This window comes from Acaryochloris sp. CCMEE 5410 (assembly GCF_000238775.2).
Classification (GTDB): Bacteria; Cyanobacteriota; Cyanobacteriia; order Thermosynechococcales; family Thermosynechococcaceae; genus Acaryochloris.
The window spans coordinates 1-25,243 of record NZ_AFEJ02000007.1; the positions used below are offsets into that span (position 1 = coordinate 1).

25 protein-coding genes and 2 pseudogenes are annotated in these 25,243 nt (G+C 48.4%); 23 read left to right on the top strand and 4 right to left on the bottom strand.

Annotation, left to right across the window (positions count from 1 at the left end; translation table 11 throughout):
* Positions 1–61: 61 nt before the first annotated feature.
* Both ON05_RS36380 and ON05_RS36385 read right to left on the bottom strand, forming a co-directional pair.
* Positions 62–784 (bottom strand): ParA family protein, encoded by a 723-nt coding sequence (locus tag ON05_RS36380; protein ID WP_010478321.1) that lies wholly within the window; start codon positions 782–784, stop codon positions 62–64.
* Between the two features lie 422 nt (positions 785–1,206).
* A complete protein-coding gene (locus tag ON05_RS36385) occupies positions 1,207–2,100 on the bottom strand; it encodes a tyrosine-type recombinase/integrase (protein ID WP_010478324.1) in 894 nt (297 codons plus the stop codon).
* A gap of 71 nt (positions 2,101–2,171) precedes the next feature.
* Between ON05_RS36385 and ON05_RS36390 the strand changes: the two genes are divergently transcribed.
* From ON05_RS36390 to ON05_RS36415, 6 genes and pseudogenes are all read left to right on the top strand, one after another.
* On the top strand, positions 2,172–2,642 hold the full coding sequence (locus ON05_RS36390) for a double zinc ribbon domain-containing protein (RefSeq protein ID WP_010478326.1): 471 nt from the start codon (positions 2,172–2,174) through the stop codon (positions 2,640–2,642).
* The gene (locus ON05_RS36395) at positions 2,642–5,629 is read left to right on the top strand and encodes a Tn3 family transposase (protein WP_262562720.1); all 2,988 of its coding nucleotides are present in this window, start codon (positions 2,642–2,644) and stop codon (positions 5,627–5,629) included. Before ON05_RS36390 ends, ON05_RS36395 begins: the two co-directional genes overlap by 1 nt.
* A gap of 254 nt (positions 5,630–5,883) precedes the next feature.
* Entirely contained in the window at positions 5,884–6,069 is a 186-nt protein-coding gene (locus ON05_RS36400; protein ID WP_262562721.1) for a hypothetical protein, read from the top strand.
* Positions 6,070–6,196: 127 nt separating this feature from the next.
* The gene (locus ON05_RS36405; RefSeq protein ID WP_262562727.1) at positions 6,197–6,529 is read left to right on the top strand and encodes a hypothetical protein; all 333 of its coding nucleotides are present in this window, start codon (positions 6,197–6,199) and stop codon (positions 6,527–6,529) included.
* 14 nt (positions 6,530–6,543) lie between these two features.
* Entirely contained in the window at positions 6,544–7,047 is a 504-nt protein-coding gene (locus tag ON05_RS36410; protein ID WP_262562722.1) for a hypothetical protein, read from the top strand.
* Between the two features lie 63 nt (positions 7,048–7,110).
* Positions 7,111–7,521: pseudogene (locus ON05_RS36415) on the top strand (transposase).
* 83 nt (positions 7,522–7,604) lie between these two features.
* Here ON05_RS36415 and ON05_RS36420 read toward each other — a convergent pair.
* Positions 7,605–8,837 (bottom strand): annotated as a pseudogene (locus tag ON05_RS36420) (heavy metal translocating P-type ATPase); the annotation flags it as partial.
* Between the two features lie 500 nt (positions 8,838–9,337).
* Here ON05_RS36420 and istA (ON05_RS36425) point away from each other — a divergent pair.
* The 4 genes from istA (ON05_RS36425) (at position 9,338) to istB (ON05_RS36440) (ending at position 14,343) form a co-directional block, all read left to right on the top strand.
* The gene (gene istA, locus ON05_RS36425) at positions 9,338–10,891 is read left to right on the top strand and encodes an IS21 family transposase (protein ID WP_262562723.1); all 1,554 of its coding nucleotides are present in this window, start codon (positions 9,338–9,340) and stop codon (positions 10,889–10,891) included.
* A 12-nt stretch (positions 10,892–10,903) separates the two neighbouring features.
* A complete protein-coding gene (gene istB, locus ON05_RS36430; protein ID WP_010476959.1) occupies positions 10,904–11,767 on the top strand; it encodes an IS21-like element helper ATPase IstB in 864 nt (287 codons plus the stop codon).
* A gap of 170 nt (positions 11,768–11,937) precedes the next feature.
* Complete coding sequence (gene istA / locus ON05_RS36435) at positions 11,938–13,473, top strand: IS21 family transposase (RefSeq protein ID WP_010476962.1); 1,536 nt, start codon at positions 11,938–11,940, stop codon at positions 13,471–13,473.
* Between the two features lie 12 nt (positions 13,474–13,485).
* On the top strand, positions 13,486–14,343 hold the full coding sequence (gene istB / locus ON05_RS36440) for an IS21-like element helper ATPase IstB (protein WP_262562724.1): 858 nt from the start codon (positions 13,486–13,488) through the stop codon (positions 14,341–14,343).
* A gap of 150 nt (positions 14,344–14,493) precedes the next feature.
* Here istB (ON05_RS36440) and ON05_RS36445 read toward each other — a convergent pair whose 3' ends face one another.
* Positions 14,494–14,712 (bottom strand): hypothetical protein, encoded by a 219-nt coding sequence (locus ON05_RS36445; protein ID WP_010476966.1) that lies wholly within the window; start codon positions 14,710–14,712, stop codon positions 14,494–14,496.
* A gap of 60 nt (positions 14,713–14,772) precedes the next feature.
* On the opposite strand from ON05_RS36445, the gene ON05_RS36450 reads away from it, so the two are divergent.
* From ON05_RS36450 to ON05_RS36510, 13 genes are all read left to right on the top strand, one after another.
* On the top strand, positions 14,773–15,861 hold the full coding sequence (locus ON05_RS36450; protein WP_010476968.1) for a precorrin-8X methylmutase: 1,089 nt from the start codon (positions 14,773–14,775) through the stop codon (positions 15,859–15,861).
* Between the two features lie 98 nt (positions 15,862–15,959).
* Positions 15,960–16,826: an Rpn family recombination-promoting nuclease/putative transposase gene (locus ON05_RS36455; RefSeq protein ID WP_010476970.1), complete on the top strand. Its 867-nt coding sequence runs from the start codon at positions 15,960–15,962 to the stop codon at positions 16,824–16,826.
* A gap of 220 nt (positions 16,827–17,046) precedes the next feature.
* Positions 17,047–17,709 (top strand): Uma2 family endonuclease, encoded by a 663-nt coding sequence (locus ON05_RS36460; RefSeq protein WP_010476972.1) that lies wholly within the window; start codon positions 17,047–17,049, stop codon positions 17,707–17,709.
* A gap of 12 nt (positions 17,710–17,721) precedes the next feature.
* A complete protein-coding gene (locus ON05_RS36465) occupies positions 17,722–18,249 on the top strand; it encodes a hypothetical protein (protein ID WP_010476974.1) in 528 nt (175 codons plus the stop codon).
* Positions 18,233–18,877 (top strand): hypothetical protein, encoded by a 645-nt coding sequence (locus tag ON05_RS36470; protein ID WP_010476976.1) that lies wholly within the window; start codon positions 18,233–18,235, stop codon positions 18,875–18,877. Before ON05_RS36465 ends, ON05_RS36470 begins: the two co-directional genes overlap by 17 nt.
* A gap of 332 nt (positions 18,878–19,209) precedes the next feature.
* Positions 19,210–22,305, top strand: coding sequence for a BTAD domain-containing putative transcriptional regulator (locus tag ON05_RS36475; RefSeq protein WP_010476978.1), 3,096 nt, complete (start codon positions 19,210–19,212; stop codon positions 22,303–22,305).
* 10 nt (positions 22,306–22,315) lie between these two features.
* Positions 22,316–22,846 (top strand): DUF4242 domain-containing protein, encoded by a 531-nt coding sequence (locus tag ON05_RS36480; RefSeq protein ID WP_010476980.1) that lies wholly within the window; start codon positions 22,316–22,318, stop codon positions 22,844–22,846.
* A 139-nt stretch (positions 22,847–22,985) separates the two neighbouring features.
* Positions 22,986–23,333, top strand: coding sequence for a nickel-binding protein (locus ON05_RS36485; RefSeq protein ID WP_139025979.1), 348 nt, complete (start codon positions 22,986–22,988; stop codon positions 23,331–23,333).
* Positions 23,330–23,722: a RidA family protein gene (locus ON05_RS36490; RefSeq protein ID WP_010476983.1), complete on the top strand. Its 393-nt coding sequence runs from the start codon at positions 23,330–23,332 to the stop codon at positions 23,720–23,722. The genes ON05_RS36485 and ON05_RS36490 overlap by 4 nt, the downstream gene beginning before the upstream one ends.
* A 96-nt stretch (positions 23,723–23,818) precedes the next feature.
* Positions 23,819–23,974: a hypothetical protein gene (locus ON05_RS36495; RefSeq protein ID WP_175307259.1), complete on the top strand. Its 156-nt coding sequence runs from the start codon at positions 23,819–23,821 to the stop codon at positions 23,972–23,974.
* Positions 23,975–24,036: 62 nt separating this feature from the next.
* On the top strand, positions 24,037–24,375 hold the full coding sequence (locus ON05_RS36500; RefSeq protein WP_010476985.1) for a hypothetical protein: 339 nt from the start codon (positions 24,037–24,039) through the stop codon (positions 24,373–24,375).
* A gap of 21 nt (positions 24,376–24,396) precedes the next feature.
* Positions 24,397–24,591 (top strand): hypothetical protein, encoded by a 195-nt coding sequence (locus ON05_RS36505; protein WP_262562725.1) that lies wholly within the window; start codon positions 24,397–24,399, stop codon positions 24,589–24,591.
* Positions 24,592–25,206: an ADYC domain-containing protein gene (locus ON05_RS36510; RefSeq protein ID WP_262562726.1), complete on the top strand. Its 615-nt coding sequence runs from the start codon at positions 24,592–24,594 to the stop codon at positions 25,204–25,206. It abuts the gene before it with no gap.
* The last annotated feature ends 37 nt before the right edge of the window (positions 25,207–25,243 follow it).

The window sequence follows — 25,243 nt, forward strand, 5'->3', positions numbered from 1 at the left end:
ATGAATGGCTTTAGCAACTTGCGTTGCTTGAGATAGGACAGATGCACTTCGTGAACTCTTTTTATTCATTAACTACCCAGTTGCTGACAGTCATTAAATCATTTGCAGCTTTCCCCTTTGAGTCATACTCAATTAGAGGTACCCGTTCTGCTGCCGCCCAAGCAAGAGATGCATCTTGGTGTATGATAAATCGCTTGATGCTTGGATATGCTTCTGCAAGCTGTTGATCAAGAGATTGATCCATAGAACGTCGAAGATCAATCCGACTTAGAATCAGTCCCAATCTTGAAGCGCCCTTACGGTTTTTCTTTTGTCGTACTTGTAAGTCTTGAATAACACGGCTAGCACCCATGACCGCTAGAGGATGTGCATCAGTACAGATTAAAGCAATTTTTGCTGCAACAAGTCCTAATCTCTCTAAGTACTCTACGCCAGGTGGACAGTCAAAGATGATTACATCGTATTGGAGTGACTCGATAGCATCAGCAAGATCCAATGGATCTAAACTTTGAATAGTATGTCCAGCTAAATTTGGTCCACCAGGAAGCACATAAAGGTTCTCCGACGCTTTGATCGGGATAGGTTTTTTACCTTGTAGGAGTTCAACTGTTCCAGGAGCTGTCGGATCAGTACCAAGCACATAACCAGCATTGGACTGCGGATCTAAATCAATGATAAGCACTTTATATTTTTGGGAGGCAAATATTGAGGCCAAACCACAAGCTGTGGTCGTCTTGCCAACCCCACCTTTCCTTCCAGCAATAGCAATAAGATGTCGTTTCATGGGCGAATAGTAGCATGAACAATCCAATTTTTTGAAGAACAATTACCGTTTCTTTCAGGATTTTGTAATGTCTCTGATCTCTCCAAAATCCTCATCACGGGGTTTACGGGGCAATGGAACGATAAACAACGCTAAGGCTGTAACGCTTGTGGGGCATGGCTTCTAGCCTCAGATTTTTCCTAATTCTTCATGCTAAAAACCGCTACAACCTTTACTGAGTATGGCGTTGAAGAAACTGAGATTTTGAACTTGCATTATAATAATCCCTGAAAGATATACGGGTAGGCATTTACAGGAATATCTTGCTGGTGTTGTGGGTATTTAGTTTATAGTCTGCTGGTCCAGAGTAGGCTAACTACTCCGGGGTAAACCAATTAAAAGAAGATTATGTCTATTTTGAATGCTTTGTCTTCTGAGTTGGACTATAAATTAAGCAACTTTTGTAAAGCCTGTTTAGCGACTTCTTCAGCCCTGCTTGAAGTCACCTTTTGATAGCGCAAAGTTGTCTGCAAATGTTGATGCCCCATCAAGGCCCTCAACTCCTCGATTCCCATTAAACCCACTCGTTCCGTGGCAAAGGTATGACGTAGATCATGGAGCCGTAGCCCCTCCAAGACCGGATCATGCTCAGTCAATTTTTTCCAGCTTTTATAGATGGTTGTGTAGCTCACACGGGTTATCAATCCTGATTGAGGTTGTTGTGCTGTAAATAAGGCTTGAGAACTGGGGTGTCGATAATATTGAATGTATTCCGCTAATACTTGTGCGGCATCATCGCTGTAGAAACACCATCGGCGTTTATTGCCCTTACCCACCACTTGAAACTTACAGTCTTGGAGATTGACATTGGCGAGATCCAAAGCCAGTAGTTCAGCAATCCTGGCCCCCGACCGATGAAGCAAACGGACCAATGCATGCAGGCGTCTATCTGGTTTAACCCTTTGATACAGCCGTTGCAATTGCTCAGGGGTGAGATATCGGACTAACTCGTCTGTTCCAGACTCTCCTTGTTGTGCGTCAGGTTTACGTTGCTTGAGATGAGCAATGGGATTCGATTTGATATGCCCTCGTTCCAAAGCAAAGTTCAGCAAGGATTGAAGAATCGCCTGGTGACGCCGATGCGTAGTGTAGGACAACTGCTGGAGACTGTTGAGGTAGTCTTCAAGCACCTCCCTTGTCAGTAATTCCAGTGGTAGGCTGCCATACTGCTGCAACAAAGGAAGAAGGGTTAACTCATAGGACTTGAGGGTGCTAGCCGCGTAGCCTGGACGGTTGAGAAATTCAGTCGCTACTGTCGCTAAGACCTTACTGGACATGGAGTATATTTATTTACTCTAGAGGTAGATAATAGTGTACTACTGTCTTGTTGTTTCACTGCATTGGTTTGATGTCGTCAGATTGGTCTGCTTGTCCTCCTCACCCCCAAGAATCCTTAAAGGATTATGTCTGTCGTCTTCGTCAACAGCAGAATTGGACTCAGGCCCAACTCGCTACAGCTGCAGGGGTACATCGCCAAACCATCGGCAAGATTGAAAAGGGACAAACTCAACGCCTCAATCAACGGGCGAGAAACGGCTTGGCGTTTGCTTTGAGCATTCCAGCAGAGTATCTGGATGCCCTCAGCCAAGGTAAACCTATAACCCCAGTCTCTTCTGTCAAATTCTGTCCCCAATGTTGGCGGCCAGGACAGACTCCAGACCCGATGTGGACAGATTTACGGAGTCATTTTTGTTTTGCCTGTGGGACTCGCCTCATCAACCAGTGCGCTCAGTGTCAGCAACCGATCTTGTCTTTACAATTCCGCTTCTGCCCCTATTGCGGTAAGGCTTATCAGAGCCAAGCGACCCGTTCGACCTAATGCCGGTCAATTTTCTCAATGAGTCGGAACGCACTCATCTCAGTCAGATTCCTGCAGACATCCTCGAGATCGATCTCAACAAATATTTCACTTTGACACCAGAAGATATCCAGCAGGTTAAACGGCAACGGCAGCCCCATAACCAATTGGGCTTCGCGATCCAGTTGTGTACGCTGCGGTTTTTAGGCTTTTGTCCTGATGATTTGCAACAGACCCCAGCTCAGGTTTTAGAGTTTGTGGCCCAGCAGCTCAACATTGCGGTCGAGCACCTGCAGCGGTATGGCAAGCGGGCGCAAACCCGCACTGCCCATTTACAGCAAGTGCAGCATTACTTGGGTTTTCGAACTCCCAAATCTAAGGACTTAAAGGCCCTGGGGAAATGGATGTTAGAGCGGGCATTGGAACATGATGAGCCCTTACTGCTGTTCCAACAAGCAGCGGAAAAACTATTGGCACAAAAGCTGGTGCGTCCCAGGATAACTACGATTGAGCGGATGGTAAGTACAGCTCGCAACCAAGCCATGAAGGTGACCTACCAGATGATGAAGCCATTGGTTAAGGCCTCAGGGCGAAAATTTCTCAACGATCTGCTCAAGCCGGAGGGGGAGGGTAAGGCGATCCGATTAAGCCGATTGCGATGGCCAGCCACCAGTAACTCAGCCGCTGAAATTTTGAGAGTCATTGAGAAGATCAACTTTCTGCGCAGCCACAACGTTCATCAATGGGATGTCACAGAGTTTAATCCGAATCGACTCAAATTCCTGGCTCGATTAGCTAAAAAGACTAGCATCAAATCATTCAAGCGAATCCCAATAGAACGGCGGTATCCGTTACTGATCGCTTTTTTGCAGCAACTGCTAATCGAGACTACGGATGAGGCCGTCGATCTATTTATTCGTTGTTTATCAGATGCTCATTCCAAAGCTCGACGAGAACTGCGAGACTTTCGCCAAAAAGAAGCGGTCGCGATCAATGAAAAGGTCATGCTCCTGCAGCAGTTAGGTGGAGTCATCTTAGACCCAGCAGTAGAAGATCCTGCCGTGCGTTCTGACATTTTTGAGTGTGTCTCGCCAGAGCAGCTGCAGGCTGCCCTGGCAGATTGTGAGCGAATAGTTCGGCCTGCCAAAGATGAATCCTATGATTACTTTGCCAATCGCTACAGCTATTTTCGTCAGTTTGCACCTGCGTTTCTGAGCACCTTTGAGTTTCACTCTCATCGCCAAGATGATCCGCTCCTCAAAGCCATCAATCACATCCGTGAATTAGATACTGGCGGCCAACGGCAGATTTCAGAAGACGCGCCTATGGAGTTTGTCACAGAGGCTTGGCAGGAATATATCTATGACGACCAGGGGCAGATAAAACGCCGCTACTATGAATTGTGTGTGCTCTGGGAACTCCGCCATGCGTTAAGCACCGGTGCGCTTTGGATTGAAGGGGCACGCCGCTACGCCAATCCAGAGAGTTACTTGATCCCAAAGGAAAAATGGGAGGAGATGCGCAGTGAGTTTTGCCAATTCACGCGTCTACCAGAAACAGGGGTAGAACGATTAGCCCAGTTAAGTGAGCAATTAGAAGCAGAGATGACAACATTTGTTGGTACCCTCCAACAAAACCCTGATATCCGCTTAGAAGAGGAACATCTTGTCATTTCTCCCCTGGATGCGGAGGAAGAATCTCCACGTCTTCAGCAATTGAAAGTCTTAGTTGAACAATGTATGCCACAGGTTGAGTTAACAGAACTGTTGATAGAAGTGGATGAATTGACTCACTTCAGTGATGCTTTAATCCATACCGGAGGGAATGCAAATCGCACAGAGAATACCAAGCTGCACCTCTATGCCTCTTTACTATCCCAGGCATGTAATTTAGGGCCAGCTGCAATGGCGAGAGGGGCCGATCTGTCCTATGACAGCTTGCTCTGGCATACCAACTGGTACCTAGATGAAACCAATTTACGCAATGCCAATACAATCTTGGTGAACTATCATCATCAATTGCCCTTGACCAAGGCTTGGGGAGGAGGAACCCTATCCTCTTCTGATGGACAGCGATTTCCAGTAGCGGTCAAAAATGCTAAAGCAGTGCCGCTACCCAAATATTTTGGTTATGGCCGAGGCGTTACGTTTTATACCTGGCTCTCAGATCAGTTCTCCCAATATGGAATTAAGGTGATTCCTTCCACCAAAAGAGATGCGACCTATCTACTTGATGGAATTCAGGATAATGAAACTGAGTTGACGATTTTGGAACATACTACTGACACCACGGGGTATTCGGAGGTCGTATTTTCCTTTTTTGATCTGTGTGGGTATCGCTTCTCACCTCGGATTCGCGATCTGGCTGACCAGACATTGTATCGCCTCAGTAATAAGTTTCCGGATCCGCTCCTCAAGCCACTCTTTCAGGGCCGGTGTCAGCAACAGTTCATCATCGATGACTGGGATGAGATGCTACGTACAGCAGCCTCACTCAAGTATGGATGGGTCAGTTCTTCGTTATTGATGAATAAGCTACAATCCTTGCCAGACCCCCATCATCTCTTGAGAGCATTTCATGAATACGGGCGGCTATTGAAGACTATTTTTATCCTGCAGTATCTCAATAGCAAGGATTATCGACGGCGGATTAACCGTCAGCTCAATAAGGGCGAGTCGGTGCATACTTTACGCCGATATTTTGTCATTGCTCAGCAAGGTGAATTACGAAAACGGCATCAAGAAGGATTAGAAAATCAAGCGAGCTGTTTGGCCTTAGTCACGAATGCTGTAGTGGTCTGGAATACGGTCTATCTAAATGCCGCACTAGAGTACATCGAACGGCAGGGCTATGTCATAACTGAGGAGGATAAAGCACATCTCTCACCGGCACGATGTGGACACATCAACCCCTATGGAAAATTCAGCTTTGATATCCCTAAAGTGCAGAGCTTGAAAGGGTTACGGCCACTGAATGCTATTAAAAAAGCAAACTCTCAAAACTTCTAGCCTATACTCAGTAAAGGTTATAGCGATTTCAATCCTGAAAAGCCAGTAAAAATTGGAGGCTGGAAGCCATGCTACACAAGCGTTACAGCCTTAACGTTGTTTTTCGTTCCATTGCCGATGCTGTTGGCGAATGTACTACGAGAGATTTTTTTGTATTATCAAAACCTGATTTCACTTTGCTATCTAAAGTACAAAAATAAGCACTGATAATTAGTTGAGTATCCAAACTAATCGTTATCAGAACTCTCAACACTATGTCACTTCAACCGCATGCTCCTGGTTTTATACCTGAAGAAACTATTCGTGTTGCACATGCTGCATTCCCTAAAGGCAATGTGTTCATGGCTTTAAGAGAAGAGATAGGAACCATCTACACCGATCAAGACTTCTCAGCTTATATCCAGCTCAAGGTCAACCTGCTATTAGTCCCTGGCGCTTAGCTCTAATCTGTGTCATGCAGTTTATGGAAGGACTGACTGATCGGAAGGCAGCAGATGCTGTCCGCAGTCGAATTGATTGGAAATATGCGCTAGGACTAGAATTAACCGATTCAGGATTGATTTCTCGGTGCTATGTGAATTCCGTCAGCGTCTTATCCAAAGTCATACGGAACAGCATCTACTCGATCTCTTGTTGCAACGATGCCAAGAGAAAGAATGGCTCAAAGCAGGTGGTAAGCAACGAACAGACGCCACCCATGTCATCGCTCATATTCGGATGCTGAATCGACTTGAAGGTATTGGAGAAACCTTGCGAGCGGTGCTGAACGAGATCGCTGGAATTGATCCTGATTGGTTGCAGCAATGGGTTCCACAAGATTGGTATGGCCGTTACGCATTACCAGTAGAAGAGTATCATCTGCCTAAGGGAATAGCAGCACGCCAAAACACGCTGAAATGATTGGCAGGGATGGGATGCAGTTGCTTGAAAAGCTTTGGGATGAAACTACTCCTATTCATCTGCGCCAGATTCAAACTGTTGAGATTATGCGTCTGACTTGGGTCCATCAATACTTCGTTGAACGCGGCAAAGTCCGGCTTCGCCCCGCGAAGGATTTACCTCCTGCAGGTCAGCGCTTCGATTCACCCTATGACCCTGAGGCTCACTATGCCAATAAGAGAACCACTACCTGGGTTGGTTACAAGGTACATTTAACAGAATCCTGTGACGAGAATCAGATGCATCTGATTACTAATGTCCTGACGACCCATGCTCATCTTGCTGATGTCGATCAGACTGAAAAAGTACACAAGGCACTGAAACTCAAAGACTTACTTCCAAGTGAACATATTGTCGACTCAGCCTATGTTGATAGTGAATTGCTTGTAACAAGCCAAAGTCGATATGAAGTGACATTAATTGGCCCCACACGACCCAACTCAAGTTGGCAAGCCAAACCCCTGAAGCATATGATTTAGACCAATTCAAGATCAATTGGAATACGCGACGAGTGACTTGTCCTCAAGGCAAAAAAGCCGAACTTGGAAAGGAGCAAAGATGCTTGGGGCAACCGAGTGATTGTTGTCAAGTTCTCCCGGACAGACTGTCGATTGTGTCAGCATCGTGGTTTATGTACTCGTTCCCCCACTGAAGCGAGGTCTCTGACCCTACGCACTAAAAAAGACATCAAGCATTGCAAGAGGTTCGAAAGCAACAAATACAGAAGAATGGCAACAGACTTATAACAAGCGAGCGGGATTGAAGGGACTATTTCGCAAGGAGTCAATGCCTTTGGAATGAGGCGATCTCGCTATTTAGGATTAGCTAAAACGCGCTTGCAGCATGTGCTCACAAGTACTGCGATCAATGTAAAACGCATTGTTTCATGGTTGCAGGGAACACCGCATGCTCAAACCCGGACATCGCGATTTGCAGCGTTAGCCACTCCCTAGAATTGACAAATTTTCAGGTTTTGATAATACAAAAAAATCTCTCGTAGTACATTCGCCAACAGCATCCATTGCCCCATAAACCCCAATACCTGAGACGCCTGAGGACGCACCTGATCGGCCATAGCAAGGAGTCCAATCAAGCGTTGATGTTCCCAGACCCTGATCACTGTTTTGCCTGTGGATTCAAGTTGATGGCTGTTCACCTGTAGTTGGGACTCTTCAGACGGGATTGTCCCCATAAATTGAGGTTTGCCAATCTGAATGGACGTTCCGGCAAGACGACCTGTAATACCTTGGCCTACTGTAGCCTGTACATGAGTAGCGGGTAGCAGCGATAAGCCTCGCCGCTTGGCCTCAGCCACAATCGCCTCAGCAATAGGATGCTCAGAATAAGCTTCTAGGGAGGCCGCCACTTGTAATAGATGGTTGGTCTCAATACCTGGGGCGGGAATCAGATCACTGATATGTAGGATACCCGTTGTTAAGGTGCCTGTTTTATCAAAGGCAACAGCCTGAACCTGACCCATGATCTCCAACTGAGCCCCATCTTTAAATAAAATTCCCTGCCGTGCTCCACGGGCAATGCCGGACAGGAGGGTGGGCATAATGGCCGCCATCAATGCACAGGGAGAAGCAACCACTAGAAAAATCAAGGCTCTATAAATCGTCGTTTCCCAATTCCAAGCCAGTAGAAACGGAGGAACAAGGGCCAGGAGCAATCCGATGCCAACAATGAAGCGGGCATACCCCCGCTCGAATTTTTCCAGAAATAATTGTGATTTCGGCTCCGAGGTTTTGGCTTGTTCTACTAAACGAATTACCCGCTGAATCAAGCTGCTCTCAGGGGGTTGGTGGAGTTCTACCGTGAGAACACCGCTGCCATTGAGAGTGCCCGCGAACACGTCGTCCCCGGCACTTTTCTCGATGGGTAGGGACTCACCCGTCAGAGAGGCTTGGTTGACTGTACTACTGCCCGTCTGTACAACTCCATCGGTGGGAATCCATTCACCGGGTTTGACCAGGATATGATCTCCTACCTGCAATTCCTGGGTTTTTACCAGATGGGGTTGACCTGAGTGCCATCGCCAAGCGGTATCTGGAGTAAGCTTCATCAGACTGCGAATATTGCGTTCGGTCCGATGGAGGGCAATATCCTCTAGTGCCCCACTGATCGCAAAAATCAAGATCAATATTGCCCCATCAACGAGGAGGTAATATTGTCGCTGCCAGAGACCCAGGGTAGCAGCCCCTAAGGCAGCCACAACCATTAACAGATCCACATCCAATTCCTGCTCCTGCCATAGGGTCATCAGCCCTGCAAAATGACCTGATCTTCGGCAGTTGTTTGACACCATAGTTCGGCCCCGATTTGACCATTAGCTTCGGCACCTAATTGACACTTGCCTCGGCACTGGATTGACCATTAGCTTCGGCACCCTAGAACAGCATGTTCGTCAGATAAGTCCCTTTTCAGAAGCGCTGCCTTACACTTCTGCTGATTCAGCAGACCAAGTGACAGAGGACAGCGATGGCCGTTAAACGTCAGGGACAACTAATACCTGCATATTCTCAGTAACTTCTCCACCCCTTGGGAGGGTAACTTCTCCGGTCGAATGGCAGTAACTTCTCCACCCCTGTGGAAGTTATCTTCGCCAGTCAAATGGCAATAAACTTCTCCACCCTTGTGGCAAAAACTTCGCCGGATAAGTGGCAGTTAACTTCTCCACCCCCCTAACCATCATTTCGACAGGTCATTATCCCTAGCCAGGCCACCCTCTAAACTTCTGTGCATTAGCCAGAGGAATGGAGATTGGCAATGGCCTATAAACGTCAAGGAGCAACCCTGTCGATGAGTAAATTTAGAGAAATTATCCGTTTACATGAACTTGGCCACAATAAATCGGAGATCGCTCGTAGCTGCTTCATCTCCCGTACCAGTGTCCGGGACTATCTGCGCCGTGCCCAGGGTCAATCACTCAGTTATGACCAGTTAAGCCAACTGAGTGATAGTGATATCCAGCATCTGCTGGGAAAAGGTCAACGTCAGTCCTCCCGTAAGAAACCTGCAATTGATTTCGAATATATACATCGAGAGATGCAACGCAAAGGGGTCACCCTGGGCCTGCTGTGGATGGAAGGTAAAGAGAGAGGAGACTGGAACTGTAGCTATAGTGGCTTTTGTCGTCGATACCGCCAGTGGAAAAAACAGCATTCGCTGTCCATGCGCCAGACCCACAAGGGAGCGGAAAAAATCTTTGTGGACTACTGCGGAATGACCGTTCCGGTGGTCCATCCCAAAACTGGTGAGGTGACTCAAGCTCAAGTATTTGTGGCCTGCTGTGGAGCGAGTAACTACACCTATGCAGAAGCGACCGAAAGCCAAATCATTAAGAACTGGCTCGGATCTCATCAACGGGCCTTGGCCTTCTTTGGTGGGGTGCCGGTCGCTATCGTTCCAGACAACCTCAAGTCAGGAGTCACAGATCCGTGCCGTTATGAGCCCGGTATCAATCGGAGTTATCAAGACTTTGCGGAACACTACAACGTGATCATCTTGCCCGCTCGCCCCAAATGCCCTCGGGACAAACCCAAAGTAGAGAATGCAGTGCAGCAAGTGGAACGTCATATTCTGGCTCCCTTGAGAGATCAGACCTTTACCAGTTTCAAGCAACTGAATGAAGCGATTGCAGCAGGGTTGGAGAAACTCAACCATCGGACCATGAAATCCTATGGTCTATCCCGTCGAGAATTATTTGAGCAAGTGGACCAACCAGAACTCAGACCCTTGCCCAGTCTCTCGTTTGAGTTTGGCGAATTTAAAACCGCGAAAGTGAGTTTTGATTACCACATTGAGGTGAGGCGTCACTATTACAGTGTCCCTTATGGCTATGTGGGTCAGTCGGTATCGGTCAAGATCACTGAATCCTTAGTACAGATTTTTCATGACCATCAGCGCATTGCGATACATGAACGTTCAAGCTTGCCGTTTCAGCATTCCACGCAAGAGGGGCATATGCCACCGGCGCACTTGGCCCACAAAAACCAATCGAGAGAGACCTTCATCACCTGGGCTCAGAATGTTGGACCGGCAACGAAGCAACAAGTGATAGAGATCTTTGAGAAGAAAGCCCATGATGAACAAGCATTTCGAGCCTTAAAAGGGGTGCAACATCTCAGAACAACCCATGGTGCTGAAAGGTTGGAAGCCGCCTGTAATCGGGCTAATGCTATGGGGATGGTGGGCCAACGCTATCTCAAGTCTATGCTCCAACACAAACTTGAATCCGACCCCTTACCGGATGAAACCCATAAGGTGATTCCTATTCACCATGCCAATGTCCGAGGGTCCGAATATTATCAAGCAACGTAGGGGGAGACAACGATGCAAGCAATGATTGAACAGCTACAACAAATGAAACTCACCGGCGTACTCGAAGCTTGGCGAGAACAGCAGGCGATGCCCACCTATCATGATCTGTCCTTCGATGAACGACTGGCCTTGATGGTAGAGCGCGAATACATCCGGCGTCAGAATCAACGGATGCAACGCCGACTGAGGCAAGCTCGACTGCCGGTGCACGCCACCTTAGATGCAGTAGATTTCGATGTCCCCAGAGGACTCCGTAAAATCCAGTTCCTTGAATTTGCTCAAGGTCATTGGCTCCAAGAAAATCTGTCATTGATCATCCTGGGACCGACGGGCGTTGGGAAGTCTTTCTTGGCGGCCGTATTGTCCCATCATTTGTGTAAGCAAGGTCATAGCGTCCGCTATATCAAAACCGCTGATCTGGTGCTGGAGTTGAAGTTGGCCAAAGGAGATGGGTCCTATCCCAAACTCCGCAAACAATTAGCTGCCTACGATCTACTGGTGCTGGATGAATGGCTTAGAGATCCTCTATCTGTCTTTGAGGCTAGAGAAGTGCTTGATATCCTAGACGAGCGGTTTCGCAAAGCCTCCTGTTTATTTGCCACGCAAATGCCCCTAGAACAATGGCACTCACAAATTCAAGATCCCACCCTCGCCGATGCCATCCTCGACCGGATTATCCATGATGCAATGAAGGTCTCGCTTCGAGGAGAATCCATGAGGAAATTGACCAGCAAACTGACCCAGAAGCCAGAAGGGGAACTGAGTAATGACCGTTCACATGAGGAGAATACAACGAGAGAGACAACCCCTAAATCGAACCCTAAAACGCAAAAGGAGAAGAAGGATGAAAAAAAGGAGGGACAGATGGATGAATAGATCGGATGAGATCACGATCTTCCATTCGTGATATGTATGAATTCAGAGCTGATTTTGTGCCTATGAATTGCAACCCGTAATTCCATATCTACCTGTCGAAAATGGTTAGCCAATATTTTTTTGGTTGGGGGTGGAGAAGTTAGTGCCATTCAACCGGAGAAGTCGTGATTATGCTGCAAATACCTATGGTTAAATTTCGAGAGATATTGCGTCTCCATAATCTGGGCTACAACCAATCAGAGATCGCTCGCAGTTGTTTGACTGCCCGTTCCACAGTGCAAGACTATATTAAACGGGCACAAGCCCACTCTCTAGACTATGACAAGCTTGAGAACCTCAGTGATAGCGAGATTCAGGCGCTGCTGGGCAAAGGGTATCGCAAGCAAAATAAGCAACAGCAGACCATCGATTTCGAGAGCGTCCATCGGGAGTTACAACGCAAAGGGGTCACTCTCGGACTTTTATGGATGGAAGGCAAAGAGCGAGGGGACTGGCAGTACAGCTATGGGGGCTTTTGTCGTCGCTATCGGCAATGGAAAAAACGCCAGAACCTATCAATGCGACAAGTGTACAAAGGCGGGGACAAGCTATTCGTAGATTTCAGTGGCATGACCATGCCCGTACTGAATCTAGAGACAGGTGAGGTCACTCAAGCTCAAATCTTCGTCGCGTGTTTGGGGGCGAGCAACTACACCTATGTTGAAGCCCTCACGAGTCAAGCGTTAGACAACTGGATTGGTTCCCATCAGAGGGCCTTGGCCTTCTTTGGGGGAGTGCCGGCCGCCATTATTCCAGACAACCTCAAATCTGGAGTGACAGATCCGTGTCGCTATGAACCTGGGATTAATCGCACCTATCAAGACTTTGCTGAACACTACAACGTGATTATCCTACCCGCCAGGCCAAAAGCCCCTCGGGATAAAGCCAAAGTGGAGAATGCAGTACAACAAGTGGAGCGTCAAATTCTCGCTCCATTGCGAGATCAGCCCTTCACCAGTTTCACTCAACTTAACCAAGCCCTCAAACAAGGGCTCCAGAAACTGAATCAGCGAACGATGCGCGAGTATGGTCAATCGCGTCGTCAACGATTTGAGCAGGTGGATCAACCTGAGCTTAAACCTTTACCATCCCAGACTTTTGAGTATGCGGATTGGAAGAAAGCCAGGGTTCATTTGGATTATCACATTGAATTCGAACGCCATTATTATTCAGTCCCTTATGAATATGTACGCAAAAGCGTAATGGTCAAGATCACGGAATCCTTAGTGCAGATCTTCCATGACCATCAACGCATTGCCGTGCATCAGCGTTCACGGGTTCCGTTTAGCCATTCCACCGAAGAAGGGCATATGCCGCCAGAGCATTGGGCCTATAAAACCCAAACACGAAAGAAGTTTTTGGCATGGGCCCAGCAAGTTGGTCCAGCGACCCAACAACAAGTAACGGACATTTTGGATAAGAAACGCTATGACGAACAAGCCTTTCGGACCCTTCGAGGAGTTCAATCTCTCAATACAGCCTATGGCCCAGAGCGATTGGAAGCAGCTTGCAAACGAGCTAATGCCTTGGGGATGGTGGGCCGACGCTATCTCGAGTCCATGCTCAAACACAAACTCGAATCAGACCCATTACCCGGTGAGGAGCATCAGGTGGTCCCCCTTCACCATGCCAATCTCCGAGGGTCTGAATATTATCAATCGACGTAGGGGAAGACAACGATGCAAGCAATGATTGAACAACTGCAACACATGAAACTCACGGGCCTCTTGGAGGCTTGGCGAGAACAGCAGGCACTGCCTACCTATCATGATCTGTCCTTCGATGAACGACTGGCTCTAATGGTGGAGCGTGAATACATCCGACGACAAAACCAACGGATGCAGCGCCGACTCCGGCAAGCTCGACTACCGGTGCATGCCACCCTCGATGCGGTGGATTTCGATGTGCCCAGAGGACTCAAAAAGATCCAGTTCCTTGAATTTGCCCAAGGCCATTGGCTCCAAGAGAATTTGTCATTGATTTTTCTGGGCCCCACCGGAGTTGGGAAATCTTTCTTGGCGGCCGTACTGGCCCATCACCTGTGTAAGCAGGGCCATACCGTACGCTATATCAAAACCGCTGATCTACTTCTGGAGCTGAAACTCACTAAAGCCGATGGATCCTATCCTAAGCTGCGTAAGCAATTAGCGGCCTACGATCTATTGGTTCTTGATGAATGGCTCAGAGATCCCCTATCCCTCTATGAGGCCAGGGAAATTCTCGATGTCTTAGACGAGCGATTCCGCAAAGCATCGTGTCTATTCGCCACTCAGATCCCGGTGGAGCAATGGCATCCACAGATTCAAGATCCGACGCTGGCCGATGCCATTCTCGACCGCATTGTCCATGATGCGATGAAGGTCTCACTCCGAGGTGAATCCATGCGGAAACTGACCAGTAAATTGACACCCCAAAAGGAGAACGACAACCCTGCTCTATCTACAAAACAACAGGAGAATAAGACGGATGCAAAACCCCAAAATGAAACCTCTGCAAAATCGAAGGCTAAAGGACAACGGGAAGCGACTGATGATTAAACCTCACTCAGCTTTTCGTGTTATGAATGATTTAGGCAATTCCAATGCCATTTGATTGAGATAAAGGGACACCTTCTGACCTGCTAATTCTAGATGCCGATATTTTTTTATCGGAAGGTGCCGAAGCAAATGGTCACTTACATGCCGAGGTTATAAAAATCGGTCAAGCCCTTCCCGAGCACTGGTATATCCCCCTATCCCATATGCAATCAGCAAGATCCAGATAGCTATTCCAATGTGATTAGCACCTAGTGCAATCCAGCCCATGAGGGTCAATATGCCACATAGGATTGCTGCCGTTGCTGCAGGATAGGTTTTCAGCCAAGAAGGGAGGCGTTGAGCTACCCGCTGGATGGGGATATTATTCATGGTTCTTGTGTCAACAGCACCATAAGGGTAAACCTTGACATTGATGTTAAAGTCAAGGGTATGTTGACGATTAAAGAACTCACTAAAACGGTGGGGCAAGGCACCACACCCCGCATGGTGCGTCACTATCACGAAATTGGGTTACTGCCTCAACCCTCACGTTCTCAAGGCAACTATCGGCTTTATGACAATGCCGATGTCCAGCGGTTGCAACAGATTGTGGCGCTGAAAAAACAGGGTTTCCAGCTTGCTCACATCAGACAAATTCTGACGACTCAGCCTCCTACCATTGAACCCCTTCTCGATCAACTTCAGCATCAGTATCAAGCCGTTCTACAGCAACTGATCAAGCTGCGTCAAACGGCCACCGCCCTGGAAGGAATCATAGGTCGCGATTTAGCCTGCCAATCTGTCCAGGCGGAAGCATTAGCCCAATTACGGCAATTAGCAGCAGAGGCTGAAACAGCCACCGCTTTTACTGATGGTCTATGGCAGCAGTTGGACGCCGCTGTCCCAGAGCACCCAGAGCATTTCCAAGAGGCACTGGCTAGATTGCTCCCAGACCTCTCCCAGCGTCCTGAAATCGAGGTGGATGTCATTTCCCATCTGGTGTTAGCCTGTGGCGATGTCAGTCTGGCTAGCTTTATCCGCTTTAGTCCCGATGCCATCAAAGCTGCCCGTGAGACACTATCAACTAGGTGTACGGTAGTGGCCGATGTATCAGCTGTGAACGCTGCATTGGATCAACCCCGCCTTAAGCATTTAGGTTGCTCCTGGGCCACCCTTTTAGATAACCCCCATGTAGACAGTGCTGCTGATGCTGAGCAACAGTTCTGGCAAGATCAAAATGGGCACCAACGGCTGGAATCTCTTATTAATGGTACCGTTTGGGTGGTGGGGTATGCGCCATCCGTATTGATGAAGCTCTGTGCAGCTATCGAGGAGGGTGTGGGACAGCCTGCATTGGTTATTGGTTTACCAATTGGATTTAGCCATGCATCTGCAGCTAAGCGGCGACTTGCAAAGTTGGATATTCCCTACGTGACCACAGAGAATACCTTTGGTGGTGGCTTACTGGCAGCAGTGGTTCTTAATCGGCTAGCGGCTTCTCTGATCGAAAAACCTGATTGCCACTGCTATCTTGGATGATTGATCTACTCCCACCTGCTTCAGCGATGGGAGTGGATCAATTTCTACCCCCTGCTTGCCAATAGAGATTGCTTTTCTGAGACTGCTATAATCCCCGAATGTTTGATTCAACCTGTAAGTTCCTTGCAGAGAGCTTTTCCAGTGATTTTGCTTCTTGGCTACTGGGTGAACCTATTCCACTCACTGAACTCAGCCCATCCGAACTATCCCTCGAACCGATCCGTGCCGATACATTAATTCTTCTAGCTTCTGAAGAATATATTTTGCATGTAGAGTTCCAGACTGAGCCGGACTCGAATATGCCATACAGGATGGCGGATTATCGTCTGCGAGTCTATCGCCGCTTTCCCCACAAACAGATGAAGCAAGTGGTGGTCTATTTGACGCCTTCTCAATCCTATTATGTTTACCAGACAGCCTTTGAGATTCCTGGAATGCGTCATGAATTTGATGTCATTCGTCTTTGGGAACAACCCACACAACTTTTCCTTGAATCAACGGGTTTACTGCCATTGGCGGTTTTAACCAATACTCCAGATCAAGCCCAAACCTTGCGTCAGGTGGCTGAACGAATCGATGCCGTTCCAGAACTGCGAGTACAAAGTAATGTCGCAGCCTCAACTGGGATTCTGGCTGGGTTAACATTGGAGAGGGACTTTATTAATCAAGTTCTGCGGAAGGAAATCATGCAACAGTCAGTCATCTATCAAGAGTGGAAAGAAGAATTTCTCCAGGAAGGTCGTGAAGAAGGCGAACGGACGGGCATCCTTAAAGGCAAACTTGAAGGTGAACAGTCCCTTGTCCTCCGGCTTCTCAACCGACGCATCGGTGACGTTTCTCCAGAGTTGAGATCGCAGATCCAATCCCTATCCCTCGAACAGCTTGAAGCCCTCGGTGAAGCCTTGCTCGACTTTTCGGAATCCGCTGATTTGGTGAACTGGTTGCAGGAGAATCAAGCAAGCTAGCCACTGCTCCCCAAAAATCTCAAAACTGCGTTTCAAACCCCTTGCCCTGACAGCAGGGGTATTTTCGGGATAATTCCAACTCCAAATAATAATCATTATCTGTATTACACGAAAAATTACACGAAATAATGGTATGGTATCCTGGGATTGTACAACTCTTTCCCCGCCTAGGTTCCACCCTTTATGTCGAGGAGAGTGATTATCCAGGAGCCTGAAGCCGATGCAAACTCAGCTACCTGTTGCCGAAACAACGAAGACGATACCCGCTGAGCAGCGGCTCACGCTCAATAACGTTTCTTGGGACACTTATGAAAAACTCCTGGATGCCTTTGGCGAACACCGAGCGGTACGGCTTCACTATGACGAAGGAGTCCTAGAATTCATGGTCCCGTTGGAAGCCCATGAAAACCCCAGTGATCTGGTGGGGCTGTTCATTTGCACTTTAGTGGTTGAGAGTGGCATGGATCTCAAGTGCATGGCCTCTACAACCCTCCGGCGAGAAAAGCTCAAAAAGGGCGCTGAACCCGATAAATGCTATTACATTCAAAATGAATCGCTAGTGAGAGGACGCACGGTTGACTTGGAGAAAGATCCACCCCCAGATTTAGTGGTGGAAATTGATATCACTCATACGGATATTGATAAGAATACGCTGTATGCCAATATGGGCGTTCCTGAATTCTGGCGGTTTAATGGTGCTGTGCTGACGATCTTTCAACTGGATCAGGGCCAATATCAGGAGGTTGATGTTAGCCCCACCTTTGATTGGGTGCCGAAGGATGTGTTTTATCACTTCTTGAAGCAAGGCAAAAAAATCGGGGAAGCTCAAGCGATTCGGGAGTTGAAAAAATGGATTGAACAACATCCCAGATCGTCAGCCTAAGGCCCTACCAATATGCCGCTACCCCCTAACCCCAAATGCTTAGCCTGTCTGAACTATTCCAGGACAGAAGCCAAGCGGGTGCATGGTCCCCAAGGGGATGGCTGTTGGAAGGATAATACCTGCGATCGCAAACGCTCTCACTATCGCCATCGCAAAGAGAACAATGCTAAACGCAAGGGGGAGTATGCGGAACAGAACCCGAAAACAAAACCAGCCGAGACCACTGAAACCCTCTCGATTCCTGTCCAAGCCCCTCCTGTGGCTTTGCTCTACCTGTACAAGGAGAAACCCAAGGATGCCCACCTCCATGCCCTGGCTATCAGTGTCTGGCAAGGCAGTGAAAAGCTGGCAGAAATTGAAGCTGTCCATTGCATGGGCATGACCAATACTCAGGTACGTCATTATCTGAATAATGTGCTGAAGGTACTGCGCGATCGCTTCGGCATCACAGAATATGAGCCACCGATCCGCATGGAGCCGACCGAGTGTGAGATACCGGAATGTCCGCTGAAGGATAAACGCCATGTTCACTCAGCTTGAGCTAGATTTTGCCAGTACATTGGCCTCAGCGCTGGACGAACCAGAGCAAGCAAATGTCCTCCAACTCTGGGATGGGATGTTGCCAGAGTTGCAAACCCTATCCCAACACGAACGGCTCCAGGTCGCTGGCGAGATGGCTCTGGGTATTGCTGAAGTCTTTTGTCAGCGGGCAGAGTTGCTGATCCAGGATTGGGAGGATCGGCATAACACTAAGGGTCCAGTCTTGGATGAGGATTTCCTGGCCGGGATGGTTCAGGAGACCATGTTCCTCGACATTTCAGATCTTTGTCGTCAACCAAAATCACGGAAGCGGCACCAGGGGTTCACGGGAAAGCCCGTGGAATCTGTCGTGGGAGAAGTCAGCAAGGAATCGGTGCTGGAATTCGTGGAAGAGCTTGAGAGTGGGGAGGCGGTTGCGTTGAATGCCAGTCACGAGGAGGATGTGTCGGCTTGGGTGGGTGCGATCAGGCAGTATTTGGAAAAGATTGAGGGAGCTGTACAGTTTGGTGATCTTGTGGAAGGGCTGGGATTTCCTGCTGTCGCAGTTTTGATTGGGGTATTACTGGGTGGGTTACAGGTGGAGCAGCGGGGTGGGTTTTATGAGGGTGGGGTTTATATTGGCAGTTAGGTGTAGATGCCGATATCTTTGCGGATCGATAACTCAAAACTGGCTGGGATATTAGATCATATGCTTAAGAACCAATTCAGAGGAAGGAACTACAGGCTTGATAACTCCTCCGATTTCCCCTGAAAGTGTTACCTGGTTTTGAGTCCTCGTGATGATTCTGACATTATCATGACAGAGCAGAATTCTTACTTTCATACTGGCTATTACCATTAGAGTGCGGACTGGTATTGTCGATACCTTACTAGTTAATGTTCAATATCAAACTAGGTTGGGCATCCCAGGATAATTTACAAGTGGTTCATCATTCGCAATCGTTATAAAAATTGGTTTGTATGCCTCAAACACTGAGTGTTCGCTTATTAGGTGTTATTTCTATCCGCCATGGAGAGCGTTCTCTTTCTGGTCAGCTCACCGGACGGCAGCAAGAATTTATTGCTTACCTAGCTTTAAATCGAAAAGTCCCTCAATCTCGCCAGCGACTTTCCTTTCAGTTTTGGCCAGATTTACCAGATGATCGTGCCCGCGCTAACCTAAGGAAAGAACTGAGTTTGATTCGCAAGGCGCTACCGAAAGCAGATGAATTTATTTCGGTGACGGGTAAGACGCTGCAATGGAACCCGGAGAGCCACTTTACCCTTGATGTAGCTGACTTTGAGGAAATCGCGAAAAAAGGAAAGCAGGCAACTTTAGAAGAGTTGGAGAGGGCGATCTCACTCTATCGAGGTGAACTGCTACCTGATCTTGATTGCGAATGGGTTCTCCCAGAAAGAGACAGACTGCATCAGATGTTTAGGCAGGTGTTAGAAAAGCTCATCAATCAATTAGAAATACAGCGGGACTATCCTGTGGGGGTGACCTATGCTCAGCAACTCCTGCGAGATGATCCGCTCAATGAAGGGGCCTATTGTTCATTAATACGGCTGTATGGATTGATGGGAGATCGCACCAGTGGCCTGCAGACCTATCACCAATGCATGACATTACTGCGTGAGGAACTGGGTATTGATCCGAGCGCGACAACACAAAAGCTTTATGAGCAACTGTTGCGATCTGAGGGAGAAACTAGGCCACCTCTTGGTTCTCTTCCCTTATCCACTACACGATTCAATACAGCGCTCTCCCCGCTTATTGGCCGTGGCCAGGAGTGGAAAATCATAGAGGGTTGGACCGATTCGCTTCTGCATCAGCCTGCAATGATATCCGAGGTGCTGCTGTTGGCGGGCGAACCCGGCATTGGCAAAACTCGTTTACTGGAAGAACTTGGCGTTATGATGCAAGCAAACCATGTTCAGATTCTGTGGGGTTCCTCATTTGCTGCAGAGATGATGCGCCCCTACGGTTTTTGGATAGATGCCCTCCGCTCAGGAAACGTTGGGGCGACCGAGCATCTTCCAGATGCCTTGAGTGTTTTGCTGCCAGAACTGGGGCAACCGCCCCAAACCTTGCCCGACCCCAGCTACTTATACGACGCGGTGGTGAATTTGCTCACGCAGTGGGCTAAACCGTCTCCATTGCTATTGTTGCTTGATGACATCCAATGGCTCGATGAGGCTTCATCTGCTCTATTGAACTATGTCATTCGAGTCATGCGTCATGTACCAATTGCGTTCGCCTGCACCGCACGGTCAGGTGAACTGACGGCAAATATAGCAATGTCAAAGGTACTGCAAATGCTACGACGGGAGCAGAGACTGCGAACCGTAGAGGTTCAGCCGCTGACGTCAGATCAAACGGTAGCCCTAATCCAAAGTGCAGGCCAAATCGAGTTATCACAAATCTCTCCTGAATCAGCCCGCCAGTTTTTTATAGACAGCGGCGGTAACCCCTTCTTAGCCCTTGAAATAGCGAGATATGGGGGACAAACCCGCATTCACCCCCAAGGCTCCCTTGAAGTGCTGATTGAGGATCGTCTTCAGCAGTTGGATGATGCTACACGGGAGTTTTTGCCTTGGGCAGCATCTTTAGGTCGCAGTTTTCAGCCCTCAACAGTGGCGCATGTCGCAGACTACCCCATCACAGAACTGTTGACGGTGATCGAACAGCTTGAGCAACAATCCATTATTCGTCCCAGCACAGCCCTTGAGGGTGAAATGGGATACGACTTTGCCCACGACATTCTGCGGCAGGTGGTTTACAAACAGCTTTCTCATCCTCGCCGGGTGTTAATCCACCGTCAGATAGCCCAAAAGCTCTCTGAGCAGACGACTCAAGAGAAAGCATTAGCGGGCACGATTGTCCATCATGCTGATTTGGGCGGAGATCATGTCTTAGCAACGTCTGCTGCCATTGAGGCAACCGAATATAGTCTGAAGTTGTTTGCCTATACCGAAGCGCTGGAAATAGCCCAACGGGGTATCCAGCATTGTCAATTTCTAGAAGCAAAGATACAGAATCTGTCCTATGCAAAGCTGTTGAAACTCTGTGCCTTCGCTGGGGGCAAAGGTGAGCAAGCCAAAAGCCTGGAACAGGAAGCAAAAAGTCTCATCCAAAAAGCAAAATCTTTAGGGTCCACGGAGGCTGAAACCGAGGCCCTGGAAGCCCTGACGATCTTGCAATTCAACCAGGACAAGCTGGGTGAGGTCCATCAGCATTCCCTACGGATCGCTGAAATGAGTCAGATGGTAAACCCAGCCCAAGCAGTTCGACTGTTGGCTCATAGCGGCGATTGCTTTTCCAGCATAGGTAGAGAAATTGATCGGGCAGAGGCACTGCTACTTGAAGCCCAAGTGTTGGCAGAGCGAGTCGGCATAGAAAACTGCGATCTTGAGTCTGGTATGGGTAATATCCACCGTCACTACGGTCGCTATGAGCCAGCGAAGCTACATTTTCAGAAAGCGTGGAAGATGGCCCAGACTCAGCAGGATCATTGGCGGGAGTGCTACTGCCTCAATGGTCTAGCAATGATTGCGTTGGAGGCAGGTAATCCCCAAGATGCTCTACCTTATTGTGAAGCAATTGTAGAGGTAGCGGCCAAGATTGAAGCCGAAGGAAGTGAAGTCGCTAACGCAACTGCTTTGGCAGCCCTAGCCCACTATCAACTTAACGATGCTCGGTATGAAACCGAGATCGTCGAGGCCATCGAAACCTTACGGCAAGTGGATGCCAAACGGATGCTGGCCTATATCCTCACGGAGGTAGCAGCAGTTGATCTACATCACTCTCGACCTGAAGTAGCCGTTCAACGCGCTGAAGTAGCGCTAGCCAATGCGCTACCAGTGAAGCATCCTAGCGCAATTGCCCTAAGTGGAGCGACTTTGATTCAGGGACTATTAGCTTCAGAAGAGTACCAGAGAGCCACAACGGAGTGGGACACTCTGCACACTAGGATAGATTACCATAGTCTCAGCGCCCGTGCCCAAGAGGCCATCGACCGCACCCGAGAGAACCTGCTAGTGCATCAAACTTCAATCGCTGAATCACAAAAGTAGGAGTAATGCAATGACACTGGTGATTGTTGAGACGCTATCGGAGACGCCGCTAACTCCCGAGAATCTCACAGACGAAGATGTTCAATTTATGAACTGCTTAGAGGAGCGTAATGGCACTTGGCGGTATTCGTTGCTCTCGATTGATCGACAACGAATGATTTGCACCTTTGAAGTCCCTGATGTAGAGTCATTGCGCGAATCATACCGCAGAAGTGGGGTGCCCTATAATCACATTTGGCCAGGAGAGATTCTCAAGCCAGAAGGGACCCAACCCCAGAAGAATGAAGCTATTTTCAAGGTCTTCGAGGGCACTTATCCTGAAGGATTAACCCCAACACAGTGGGACGCAATGAATCAGTCGATGTCATCTCACTACGCTGAGCATGGTGTCGAGTGGGTACAATCTTATGTATCACTGGATCGAACGCGCATTGTTTGTGAACTCAATGCCCCCGACCTAGAAAGCGTGATTAAAGCTCACCATAAGATTGGTCTCACTAAGACGCAACTCTGGCCAGCAACTTTGCTGGCAGAAGTATAAATTCTCTCGCTGTCAGGGCTGAACTGTCCCTCGGTGTTAGCCATGATGGGGACTACGATTACCCCTTTAGCGCTGGGGGAACGTTTATGGAACGGTACTCCTTTTAACTTGGATTCAAGATCGCAATGAAGCCGTAGCTGTGTCTCGTTGGCTGCTGTCTCTGCGTCTCTTGCCGATATTGGTTGTAAGTTCCATGTCTCTTGTCGTCGTCGAAACCACTTTCAAGTCTCCTCTGCACCCATCCGAACGGGCAGATGCTCTACCCAAATGTTGGCCCTGCCTCGTTCAGCACAATGTTACATGGGTTCGGAGTATTCTCTGCATTAATCGCAACCGGATGATCAATGAATTTGATGCACCGGATGCAGAGACGGTGCGGACTCTCTACCACCGGGTAGGGGTTCCTTTTGATCGCGTATGGACCGGAGAATCATTCACTCCAGAGTCAATATCAGAATCAGTAATAAGTAAAGGAGAAGTTCAATGAACGAACTTGAGATCAACGCTGGACTGGCCCCTACCGAGAATTATCAATACGCACAGCAAGTTGGCGCACAGCTATTTGTTGCAGGGCAAGTACCTTATGATTCAGAGGCCAATTTAGTTGGAACCGATGTCGCAAAAGCCCAAGCCCGCCAGTGTCTGAACAATCTGCGGACACTAATCACGCTGTACGGATTTAAGGAGCGCGATATCCGGCTGTTAAAGATCTACGTGGTTGGTGAGCAGCAGAACCTTCTCGATGCCTGGAAGGGTGTTACAGAATGGTTCGAAAACGATGTCCCTCCAGCTACGTTACTGGGCGTAGCGCGATTAGGGTATGAAGGTCAGCTCTTGGAAATAGATGCAACAGTGATTAGCGAGGATAGTCAGTAACGGTTTAGGGACGCTTTGGGAACGCCCTTCAAACTATCTTGTATTTAGTTCAGGGAACTGAACAGTTGTAATTCAGCAATACAAGGAGTTTTGGCAATGAAACACCAAACAACAGATAACCCTAACACGTCCCCCTTAGATACCGTGTTGTCCCAAAGTTTAGTTGAAAACAATCAGACCATCACCCCAGAAGAAGTTCACTTAAGAATCGAACGGTGCTGGGGGTGGTACTCATATCGACTCCCTTGCTAACGGCTCAATAGCCCACGCACGACCTTTTCACGTAAATAACAAACGAATTAGAGGATAACATCATGATTTCACAGGCAAAACAACGCCTGGTCCTTGGCCTTGGCGTCGGACTTGCAGCGCTGTTGACCCAGGAGCCAATTCTGAAACCAAATCGCTCAACCCAAGCATTCCTACAAAATGGACTGCAATTAAATGGACTGCAATTAAATGGGCTGAACTTGAATAGTATTGATGGGAAAACCTCAAAGCACAACGTCTTTACTTTTAATGGAACGGCAGAAAACCCATCGACACGAGCGGACTGGATTCACCCAGCAACAACCCAGGCCGATCTGCCCAACCAAGAGCGCGGCAGCATAGGTCTAACGAGCGGTCAACTCACCGTCCAGGTGATTGAGTAACAATAAGGGGGAGGGAACATCATGAAATTGCGTTACGGGACTCTAGCCCTGATGCTGCTAGGGGGCGCTGCGATCACAACTCTCGCAGGAGGACAAATCCTGATGGCAAGCCGTTCTCCCTCTACCTCAACTCCCACAGCTATTCTACGGGGGCAAAAAATTGTGGGAACCATCTTGACCAGCGTTGATCAACAGGGACGAAAGCAAACCCTTTAAATCAAGGACGTACAGCTTGACCCCCAAGATACAGGCGGCGACGTTTATCTCTATACTGTTCTTTCTCAGGACAAGACTGGACAGTGGCACAACTTCTGTCTGCCGGACCCCAAGGGGGTCGCAAAAGCTATCCCCCTGACAGGGCGTTGGGATCGCACAGGAGCCCATATCGATGACAGTAGTATCACCTTTGCTTGCACCAATGGTGCCCTAGCAAAATGTGTACGCTGGGGTTACAAACCCTGGAAAACAGTCAAAGGCATCTCGTTAAAGGACTATCACCAAGCTTGTAGCCGCATGGTGCGGGCAGATTACTGTGGTGATGGTCGCGACCATACCCAAAATGGCACCCCCATCGATGTCTATGATCGCCTCGGGTTGCACCAGCGCAACCCAAAAAGTGACATGGCTTTTGAAGCCGCTTGGACTGCTGAGGGGGCGGTCTATCTGAACCGGACTCGTTTTCCGGGGGCGAGCGCCCAATTGCAAATAGATTGTCCAGAGAAGCTAGCATCAACATCGCCAAAAGCCAGCACAGTGGCGCGTGATCCACAGTCCGTACTACCCCAAGCGCTACTGTTCAATGATTCTTTCATGCAGACCGTTACGCCCTAATTTTTGGTCTTTGCACCCCTAAAAAGCATAGGTTTAA